This is a genomic window from Vibrio sp. 1557 (genome assembly GCF_033340175.1).
In the GTDB taxonomy this organism is placed as follows: domain Bacteria; phylum Pseudomonadota; class Gammaproteobacteria; order Enterobacterales; family Vibrionaceae; genus Vibrio; species Vibrio alginolyticus.
Map to the genome: position 1 here is coordinate 105033 of NZ_JAWOVZ010000015.1, position 10617 is coordinate 115649.

Annotated in this window: 9 protein-coding genes; 6 read left to right on the top strand and 3 right to left on the bottom strand. The window is 44.4% G+C overall.

Annotated elements, in window-relative coordinates; genetic code table 11:
- Positions 1–16: 16 nt before the first annotated feature.
- The 3 genes from aceE to ampD form a co-directional block, all read right to left on the bottom strand.
- The gene (aceE, locus tag R7070_RS17075) at positions 17–2680 is read right to left on the bottom strand and encodes a pyruvate dehydrogenase (acetyl-transferring), homodimeric type (RefSeq protein ID WP_005386612.1); all 2664 of its coding nucleotides are present in this window, start codon (positions 2678–2680) and stop codon (positions 17–19) included.
- A 48-nt stretch (positions 2681–2728) separates the two neighbouring features.
- A complete protein-coding gene (gene pdhR / locus R7070_RS17080) occupies positions 2729–3496 on the bottom strand; it encodes a pyruvate dehydrogenase complex transcriptional repressor PdhR (RefSeq protein ID WP_005379989.1) in 768 nt (255 codons plus the stop codon).
- Between the two features lie 405 nt (positions 3497–3901).
- Positions 3902–4453, bottom strand: coding sequence for a 1,6-anhydro-N-acetylmuramyl-L-alanine amidase AmpD (ampD, locus tag R7070_RS17085; RefSeq protein ID WP_005379985.1), 552 nt, complete (start codon positions 4451–4453; stop codon positions 3902–3904).
- A gap of 92 nt (positions 4454–4545) precedes the next feature.
- Here ampD and nadC point away from each other — a divergent pair, with 92 nt between their 5' ends.
- The 6 genes from nadC (at position 4546) to coaE (ending at position 10612) form a co-directional block, all read left to right on the top strand.
- Positions 4546–5433, top strand: coding sequence for a carboxylating nicotinate-nucleotide diphosphorylase (gene nadC, locus R7070_RS17090; RefSeq protein WP_171343193.1), 888 nt, complete (start codon positions 4546–4548; stop codon positions 5431–5433).
- A 263-nt stretch (positions 5434–5696) separates the two neighbouring features.
- Positions 5697–6131: a type IV pilin protein gene (locus R7070_RS17095; protein ID WP_029803401.1), complete on the top strand. Its 435-nt coding sequence runs from the start codon at positions 5697–5699 to the stop codon at positions 6129–6131.
- Entirely contained in the window at positions 6131–7816 is a 1686-nt protein-coding gene (gene pilB / locus R7070_RS17100) for a type IV-A pilus assembly ATPase PilB (protein ID WP_115386281.1), read from the top strand. The genes R7070_RS17095 and pilB overlap by 1 nt, the downstream gene beginning before the upstream one ends.
- A 23-nt stretch (positions 7817–7839) precedes the next feature.
- Positions 7840–9063 (top strand): type II secretion system F family protein, encoded by a 1224-nt coding sequence (locus R7070_RS17105; RefSeq protein WP_171343192.1) that lies wholly within the window; start codon positions 7840–7842, stop codon positions 9061–9063.
- Between the two features lie 64 nt (positions 9064–9127).
- On the top strand, positions 9128–9997 hold the full coding sequence (locus R7070_RS17110; protein ID WP_225466545.1) for a prepilin peptidase: 870 nt from the start codon (positions 9128–9130) through the stop codon (positions 9995–9997).
- Positions 9998–10612: a dephospho-CoA kinase gene (coaE, locus tag R7070_RS17115; protein ID WP_047102660.1), complete on the top strand. Its 615-nt coding sequence runs from the start codon at positions 9998–10000 to the stop codon at positions 10610–10612.
- The last annotated feature ends 5 nt before the right edge of the window (positions 10613–10617 follow it).

Below are 10617 nucleotides of genomic sequence, written 5' to 3' on the forward strand. Positions count from 1 at the left end.
TTATCTACCTTCTTAATTAAGCGTATAGCGGGTTTGTTTTCTCTGTGTCGATGTCGAATTTCTTAATTGCTTCTGCAACTACAGATTTCTCAACTTCGCCACGTTTCGCTAGTTCAGTTAGCGCTGCTACTACTACGTAACCTGCGTTCACTTCGAAGTGACGACGTAGGTTTTCACGGCTGTCTGAACGACCGAAGCCATCAGTACCAAGAACTTTGAAAGACTCAGCAGGAATGTATGCACGAACCTGCTCTGCGTAGTTCTTCATGTAGTCAGTTGCTGCGATAGCAGGTTCAGTACCCATTACTGTTTGGATGTAAGGTACTTTCGCTTCCGCTTCTGGGTGAAGCATGTTGAAACGCTCTGCATCTTGGCCATCGCGAGTTAGTTCGTTGAATGACGTTACAGAGTAAACATCAGAAGCAACACCGTAATCTTCGCTTAGGATTTGAGCTGCTTTACGTACTTCATTCATGATAGTACCAGAGCTCATTAGCTGAACTTTCGCTTTGTCGCCCGTGTAAGTTTCTAGCTTGTAGATACCTTTACGGATGCCTTCTTCAGCGCCTTCTGGCATTGCTGGCATTGCGTAGTTTTCGTTCATTAGCGTTAGGTAGTAGAACACGTTTTCTTGTTCTGGACCGTACATGCGACGGATACCGTCTTGCATGATTACTGCTACTTCGTACGCGAACGTTGGGTCGTAAGAAATACAGTTAGGAACCGTACCCGCCAAAATGTGCGAGTGGCCGTCTTCGTGCTGTAGACCTTCACCGTTCAACGTTGTACGACCCGCAGTTGCACCTAGTAGGAAACCACGTGCTTGTTGGTCACCAGCCATCCACGCCATGTCGCCAACACGTTGGAAGCCGAACATTGAGTAGTAGATGTAGAACGGGATCATTGGTAGGTCGTTTGTCGAGTATGAAGTCGCAGCAGCAACCCATGAAGACATAGCACCTAGCTCGTTGATACCTTCTTGTAGAACCTGACCTGAAGTCGCTTCTTTGTAGTAAGAAACAACGCCACGGTCTTCTGGTGTGTAAGTTTGGCCGTGCGGGTTGTAGATACCGATTTGACGGAACAGACCTTCCATACCGAATGTACGTGCTTCGTCAGCAATGATAGGAACGATGTTCTTACCAATGTTCTTGTTCTTAAGTAGAACGTTTAGCGCACGTACGAATGCCATAGTAGAAGAGATATCACGCTTCTGTTCTTCTAGTAGTGGCTTGAATTCTTCTAGCTCAGGAACGATGAATTCTTGAGTGAATTTTGGTAGACGCTGTGGCGTGTAGCCGTGTAGCGCTTTACGACGAGCGTGTAGGTATTCGTACTCTTTTGAACCTTCTTCAAGTTTCAGGTACGGAAGCTCTTTCACTGCTTCGTCAGTTAGGATGTCTTGAAGACCTAGACGATCACGTAGGTGTAGTACGTGAGTCATGTCCATCTTCTTAACTTGGTGCGCGATGTTCTTACCTTCAGCCGCTTCACCCATGCCGTAACCTTTAACAGTCTTAGCTAGGATTACTGTTGGACGACCTTTAGTTTCTGCCGCGTTTTTGTATGCCGCGTATAGCTTAGAAGACTCGTGACCACCACGCTTAAGTGCGAAGATTTCGTCGTCAGTCATGTCAGCAACAAGTGCAGCTGTCTCTGGGTACTTACCAAAGAAGTGCTCACGTACGTACGCGCCATCTTTTGATTTGAATGTTTGGTAGTCGCCGTCGATCGTTTCATTCATAAGCTGTAGAAGCTTACCAGTCGTATCTTTAGCTAGTAGTGAATCCCAGTTGTTACCCCAGATTACCTTCACTACGTTCCAACCAGCACCTTTGAACAGACCTTCAAGTTCTTGAATGATCTTACCGTTACCCATTACAGGGCCATCTAGACGCTGTAGGTTACAGTTGATTAGGAAGCATAGGTTGTCTAGTTTCTCACGCGCAGCGAAAGAGATAGCACCACGTGATTCTGGCTCATCCATCTCACCGTCACCTAGGAACGCGTAAACGCGCTGCTCTGAAGTATCTTTAAGACCACGGCCTTCTAGGTACTTAAGGAAACGAGCTTGGTAGATAGAAGCGATTGGACCTAGGCCCATCGATACTGTCGGGAACTGCCAGAATTCAGGCATCAGTTTAGGGTGCGGGTATGAAGGAATACCTTTGCCGTCTACTTCTTGACGGAAGTTGTCTAGCTGCTCTTCAGTTAGACGACCTTCAACGAATGCACGTGAGTAGATACCTGGTGAAATGTGACCTTGGTAGTAAACTAGGTCGCCACCATCCTTCTCGTTTGGTGCACGGAAGAAGTGGTTGAAACATGTCTCGTAGAACGCAGCAGAAGACTGGAAAGACGCCATGTGGCCGCCTAGCTCTAGGTCTTTCTTAGATGCACGTAGAACGATCATGATAGCGTTCCAACGAATAATTGAGCGAATACGACGCTCAAGTGTTGTGTCACCTGGGTATGCTGGTTCTTGGTCTGCAGGAATCGTGTTGATGTAGTTAGTTGTGATACCTGTTGGCATATCAACACCGTCTAGACGTGCTTTATCTAGAACTTGCTCTAATAGGAATTGAGCACGCTCTAGACCTTCTTCACGTACAACTGACTCAAGCGCTTGTAGCCATTCTTGAGTTTCCAGTGCATCTACGTCATGCTTCATATCAGACATGGCGATCTATCCTTCTGTTGGTTGGATCTACTTATTTAAGTAACGCTCTTACGAGTCATTACCCTGCTGAATTCGACGTAGAGAACGCTCTCGTCGAGACTCTTCTCGAGTCAAATCCAACAATGTTTCTTCGATGTAAGCCAAGTGCGAGTGGGACATTTCTCGCGCCTTTTCAGGCTGACCAGAAACAATCGCATCCACGATATTGGCTCGGTGTTTACTGACTTTCTCGACCGCTTCTGGGCGGCGACGTAGTAATTTAAAATTTTGTAGAATATTTTGCTCAAGCAAAGGCGCTAAGCTTCGAACAATGTGCAACAGAACCACGTTGTGCGCGGCTTCTGTCAAAGCGATCAAAAATTGCATCACTTCCGCAGATTCAGCTTCGATATCGTTGTTTGCTTGCTCTTGGCTAATGCGCTCAAGGCAACCTTGAATACGCGCAAAATCTTCTTCGGTACCACGTAAAGCTGCAAAGTAGGCTGAAATTCCTTCCATCGCATGACGAGACTCAAGCACATCAAGCTGGGTTTCAGAATGACTAGACAACAAATTCAACAAGGGATCTGAAAAGCTCTTCCAGATATTCTCACTTACGAATGTTCCGCCACCTTGGCGACGAGTCAACAAACGCTTCGCTTCTAAGCGTTGAATGGCTTCTCGGACTGAAGGACGAGACACATCGAACTGTTTTGCCAGTTCACGCTCTGGAGGCAGTTGTTGCCCCGGAGACAATGTTCCTTCCACTATCAACCTTTCTAACTCTTGTTCTATAACATCAGAGAGTTTTGGCTGACGAATCCTTTGATAAGCCATAATTTATTGTTCTTCTACTCTTGCAGGTAATTGGTAATACCAATTTTAAGTTGGTGCAGAAATTAACATAATTAAAACGCCACTGTCCAGCCGAAAATTGACCTAAATCATAGAACGAGCTTACTTCCAACACTCTGATAACAATCGACTGTTAAAACAGCAATAGAATTGGTATGACCAATTACATAAAGCATACAAATGGGAAGTCGACGTGCTAGCAGTTTTGGAAAAGAAATACAGAAAATGACAAAATTATCAGTCTATTTATTCACCAAAACGGCATGTACGAGCGTAAGAATGTAGTTAACTTTTAACAATCATTAATATTTCTGGTATCAAAAAAAGGCATACCTGATCGTATGCCTTATTTATTTCGCTTTTTTGAATTTACACTTTCGCTACAAATCAACGCTGTATAAGCAGTCTATATTTCACCCAATCAAAGCTTAGACCAGGATCGCTTTTTCTCAAGGGCGCAATATATTGATGACCGGTAATTCGTGGCGGGGTGATTTGAGGATAAGACTGCATAATCACCTCAGTGATCTCTGCAAGTGATTGATATTGCGCTTCTGTGTAGGCAGTAAATTCTGTCCCTTCAAGCTCGATACCAATGGAATAGTCATTACAACGCTCCCTGCCTGCGAAACTGGATTGACCGGCATGCCATGCTCTATCAAGAAAAGAAACAAATTGAACAACCTCGCCGTTTCTTTTAATCAAGCAATGTGCAGAAACGCCCATTTTGTGAATAACTTCAAAAAATGGATGTTCATTTGGGTCTAGCTTGCCAGTGAAGAAGTCCTCTATATATGGTCCACCAAACTGCCCAGGAGGCAAACTGATGTTGTGTACCACCAGCAGAGAGATGTCGTTTGTATCAGAGCGAGCATCAAAAAATGGTGACGGAACATGCTTTGCCTGTGTCAGCCAGCCATTCTCGATAATTGGGCGCATATCAACCTCTCTACTTTGCAAATTAACTGCTGAAATTATTGACACCGGAGAGTATCATTCGTTGCCATCTCCCTTTCAAGACAAGATTTGCGATGAAGAACACACACAACATTCAAGAACGCCTAGAATACCTTAAACAACAACTCCCTTTAGAGATCACTCGCTCTGTCGCTGATACCTTAAAAGAAGATCTAGGTGGCAGTGTCGACGCAGATAATGACATTACTGCATCTTTGATCCCTGCCGATGCGGTTAATACCGCAACGATTATTACTCGTGAGTATGGTGTGTTCTGTGGTCAAGCATGGGCAGATGAAGTTTTTAAGCAGCTCGGTGGCAAGGTCAGTATTGAATGGCACGTAAAGGACGGCGATAAAGTCGAACCTAACCAAACCCTTTGCACGCTGACAGGCCCTGCTCGTGACTTGTTGACTGGTGAGCGTAACGCAATGAACTTCATCCAAACGTTGTCTGGCTGCGCAACAGTTACCGCAGAGTACGCTGAAAAAATCGCGCATACTGAGTGTCGTCTACTAGACACACGCAAAACCATTCCTGGTCTGCGTAGCGCACTAAAATACGCCGTGACGTGTGGTGGTGGCTTTAACCATCGCATCGGCGTGTTCGACGCTTACCTCATTAAAGAAAACCACATTATTGCTTGTGGTGGCATCACTCAAGCCATCCAAAAAGCGAAAAAGCTTAACCCAGGCAAACCGGTAGAAGTAGAAACGGAAAGCTTAGAAGAGTTGAAACAAGCGATAGAGGCTGGTGCCGACATCATCATGCTCGATAACTTCACAAAAGAAATGATGCGTGAAGCCGTAGCGATTAACGCAGGTCGTGCCGCTTTAGAGAACTCCGGCAACATTACGCTAGAGACCATCGCAGAATACGCAGAAACCGGTGTCGATTACATTTCGGTAGGCGCGTTGACTAAGCATTTAAAAGCGATGGATCTTTCGATGCGCTTCAAATAATAAAAGCAACAAATCTGAAATTACTTCAACTAACTCAGTGAGTTGTGAGTAATTCATCATTTAAAAGGGCCAATTGGCCCTTTCTTTTTATCCACTAAAAAAATAGTACTACTCGCAAAACTCTGCATGCGATATGCAACTTTTCACCAAAGAGTTTTATCTCACTCGAGAGCCCATCCCTTCCCCATTTTCAACCTTTATGAAGTCTCCATAATCCTTCGCTAATGCAAGGGCATTATTTATTTCATTAAGAAGGAAAGAAAATGAAACACAGTAAACAGAAAAAACAGCAAGGCTTTACGTTAATTGAATTGATGATTGTGGTAGCAATTATTGGTGTGTTATCAGCAGTCGCAATCCCTGCATATAAAGACTATGTCGCAAAGTCAGCTGTAACCTCTGCTGTGGGTACTTTAAAGTCATTACTTACTAATGCTGATTTATATACTCAGAACAACACCACAGCTACTTCCGACTTAGGAGACATCGGTGGGAACGCTACTATGAACGCCCTTGGCAATATTACCGCATCAATTGAAGGTGCTGGAGCAGCCTCAAACGCAAAATCTACACTCAAATTTGTATTTAATACTGGCAATGCTGCAGCAGGTGACATCGAATATGCTAGGACACCAAACACACCCTGGGGCTGTACAAATAATACTAACCCAAAAGTATCTATTGATAGCTGCCCATAATGCAAACCAACCTCTCCACGATTCTTCGTCAAAAAGGACTATTGGCTTTTTCCCAAGAAGAATCGTTGCTTGAGCAAGTCAAAGCTTCTGGCATTTCGATGCCGGAAGCTTTGCTCAGTTCAGGGTTATTTACATCACGCGAACTCACTGAACATTTAAATTCTATTTTTGGATTAAATCAGCCCGAGTTATCTCAGTACGAGTACGCCTCGCTTTGTCAGCAACTTGGCCTTAGGGAATTAATCACACGGCATAACGCACTCCCACTCCAGCGTACACCTTCAACGTTATTATTAGCCGTTGCCGACCCCACGAACCAACAAGCAGAAGACGATTTCCGCTTTGCCACTGGTTTACAGATTGAATTGGTGTTGGCGGATTTTCGTCAACTCAGCGCGGCAATTCGACGCTTATATGGTCGTTCATTGAGTCATGAGAAGTCCGGGTTAAAAGAGATCAACCAAGAAGAGTTAGCCAATCTGGTTGATGTGGGCGCAGATGAAATCGACAACATTGAAGACTTGAGCCAAGATGAGTCTCCTGTTAGCCGTTACATCAACCAAATTCTGTTGGACGCTGTGCGCAAAGGCGCATCCGATATCCACTTTGAGCCTTATGAAAAGATGTACCGTGTGCGCCTACGCTGTGATGGCATCTTAATTGAAACACAGCAGCCACCAAGCCACTTAAGTCGCCGCTTATCCGCTCGTATCAAAATCCTCTCTAAACTTGATATTGCAGAGCGACGTTTACCACAAGATGGGCGTATTAAGCTCAAGTTGAATCAAGACACCGCAATTGATATGCGTGTATCCACGCTACCGACTCTATTCGGAGAGAAAATTGTACTACGACTGCTCGACAGCAGCTCTGCGTCATTGGATATCGACAAGCTTGGTTATAGCGAACAACAAAAACAATTGTACTTGGATGCGCTGCGTCGCCCACAAGGCATGATTCTGATGACAGGCCCAACCGGGAGCGGAAAAACCGTTTCTCTGTACACTGGGCTGAGTATCCTCAATAAGCCAGAAATCAACATTTCCACGGCAGAAGACCCAGTAGAAATTAACTTATCGGGCATTAACCAAGTTCAAGTTCAGCCTAAGATTGGTTTTGGTTTTGCCGAAGCCCTGCGCTCTTTCTTACGTCAAGACCCGGATGTGGTAATGGTCGGTGAGATTCGTGACTTAGACACCGCCGAAATCGCTATAAAAGCATCGCAAACCGGTCACTTAGTACTTTCAACCTTACATACCAACTCTGCGGCTGAAACGGTTATTCGTTTATCAAACATGGGCGTAGAAAGCTTTAACTTGGCCTCATCTCTTAATTTGATTATTGCCCAGCGCTTGGCCCGTAAACTGTGCTCGCACTGTAAACAATCACAAGAGCTTACCGTTCAGCTACAACATCTTGGAATTCAAGCAAGCGACAACATTTTTAAAGCCAATCCCGATGGATGTAATGAGTGTACCCATGGTTATTCCGGCCGAACGGGAATTTATGAAGTGATGCGCTTTGATGAATTTCTTTCCGAAGCGCTTATTAAAGGCGCCTCAGTACATGAACTAGAAAAACTCGCCATCGCAAATGGTATGAGCACGTTACAAATGTCGGGCATAGAAAAACTCAAACAAGGGATCACAAGTTTTAGTGAACTACAGCGCGTACTTTATTTTTAATCCTTTAATCAGCAGTCACCTCTATGAAAAGCACTACAACACAACTTAAAAACTTCCGCTGGAAAGGCATCAACAGTTCTGGCAAAAAGACGTCTGGACAAACCCTCGCGATGACAGAAATTGAAGTACGCGAGCGTCTAGACGCACAGCACATCAAGATCAAGAAGTTAAAGAAAAGCAGTATCTCGTTTCTCACTAAACTCAGCCATCGCGTGAAAGGCAGAGACATCACGGTGTTTACCCGTCAGATTTCGACGATGTTGATAACCGGTGTACCCTTAGTTCAGGCTTTAAAATTGGTCTCAGAAAATCATAAAAAAGCAGAGATGAAATCCATTTTGATGAGCGTGACACGCGCCGTTGAAGCGGGGACGCCCATGTCAAAAGCCATGCGCACTGCAAGTGAACACTTTGACCCACTCTATACCGATCTTATCGCCACAGGTGAGCAATCCGGTAACTTAGCAGAAGTGTTCGAGCGCTTAGCCACCTACCGAGAAAAAAATGAACAACTCCGTGCGAAAGTGATCAAAGCACTGATTTACCCAGCGATGGTAGTGCTAGTAGCGTTAGGCGTGTCGTTTATCATGCTCACCAAAGTCATTCCCGAGTTTGAAAAAATGTTTGTTGGTTTTGGTGCTGACTTACCGTGGTTTACCAGGCAAGTATTAGATCTTTCCGCCTGGACACAAAACTGGAGTCCGTTTATCGCACTAGGCTCCATTAGTTTATTCATTTCGGCGAGAATCCTCTCTAAGCGTTCAGATTCTTTTCGCTTAATGCTCAACCGCTCTGTGCTTAAATTTCCTGTCCTGGGCCCTGTATTATCAAAAGCCGCTATCGCCAAATTTAGTCGAACACTCGCCACAAGCTTTACAGCGGGCATTCCAATTCTAACCAGTTTAAAAACTACATCAAAAACATCAGGAAACTTGCACTATCAACTCGCCATAGAAGAAGTTTACCGTGATACCGCCGCAGGTATGCCAATGTATGTAGCCATGCGCAACTGTAATGTGTTCCCTGAATTGGTGTTACAAATGGTTATGATCGGTGAAGAGTCTGGTCGACTTGACGATATGCTCAATAAAGTTGCAACAATCTACGAGTTTGAAGTCGACAACACCGTCGACAACCTTAGTAAAATTCTAGAGCCACTAATTATCGTTTTTTTAGGTATCGTTGTTGGCGGATTAGTGACAGCAATGTACTTGCCAATCTTTAACTTAATGAGTGTATTGGGCTAGAATGAGCTGTTAACTCCTTTAAAACAGCATCTTGCTGATTTCACTCATCGCTCAAGAGACAAATATGGAAGTATTCCAGTACTACCCTTGGCTATTCGTTGTGTTTGCCACCATCTTCGGTCTGATCGTGGGTAGCTTCCTCAATGTGGTTATTTATCGACTACCTAAAATCATGGAACTAGAATGGCGACGCGAATGTGCCGAGTCATTTCCTGAATACAAAATAGAACCTCCTAAAGAAGTGCTGACCTTGAGCGTTCCACGCTCCTCCTGCCAGAAATGCGCAACACCGATACGTATTCGCGACAACATTCCTGTGATTAGCTGGCTGCTTTTAAAAGGCAAATGTCACAACTGTCAGGCAACCATTAGTGCACGCTATCCACTGATTGAACTGCTCACCGCGTTCTGTTCAGGCTTTATCGCTTATTACTTTGGTTTTAGTTACTTTACCGTTGCCCTACTCTTTTTTACTTTTATCTTAATCGCCGCAACATTTATCGATCTCGATACTATGTTGTTACCTGACCAATTAACATTACCATTAACTTGGGCTGGCATTGCCTTAGCATTAGTCGAAATAAGTCCTGTTACTCTACAAGATTCTGTCATTGGTGCTATTGCTGGTTACCTATGTCTCTGGTCCGTTTACTGGGGCTTTAAGCTACTTACTGGTAAAGAAGGAATGGGGTATGGTGATTTTAAACTACTGGCGGCACTAGGAGCTTGGCTAGGTTGGCAGTCACTGCCGATGATCATTCTACTTTCTTCTGTGGTTGGCATCGTATTTGGCATCATTCAACTACGCTTGCAACAGCAGGGAATTGAAAAAGCTTTCCCTTTCGGTCCTTACTTAGCAATTGCTGGTTGGATAAGCTTAATTTGGGGCGACCAGATTTTAAACTGGTACTTTACTTCAGTTCTAGGAGTGTAAATGGCTTTGGTTATTGGTTTAACAGGCGGTATCGCTAGTGGAAAAACAACCGTCGCGAATCTGTTCAAACAACAATTTAAAATCGATATCGTCGATGCCGACATTGTAGCAAGAGAAGTTGTCGAGCCAGGTACTCCCGGCCTAAACGCGATTATTGAACACTTTGGTCACGATATCGTTCGTGAAGACCAAACTTTAGATCGCGCAAAGCTGAGAGAAAAAATCTTTTCGAATTCAGATGAAAAAGCATGGCTCAATGCACTGTTGCACCCGATAATTCGTGAAAAGATGATCGAAGATTTGCAGCAAGTCACTTCAGAGTATGCGTTACTTGTGGTGCCGTTGCTCGTAGAAAACAAGCTAGATAGTTTGTGTGATCGCATTCTTGTCGTCGATGTAGAACCGAATACACAGATATCTCGCACGATGAAACGAGACAATGTGAGTGAAGATCAAGTTCGCGCCATCCTTGCCTCTCAAGCATCAAGAGAGCAAAGGCTCGCGCTTGCAGACGATGTGGTTAAGAATAATCCAAGTGACCCTGATCTTTTGCTTCAAATCACAGATTTGCACGAAAAGTACCTAGCCATGTGTAAGAAAAATCTGCGAAAATAGGAACG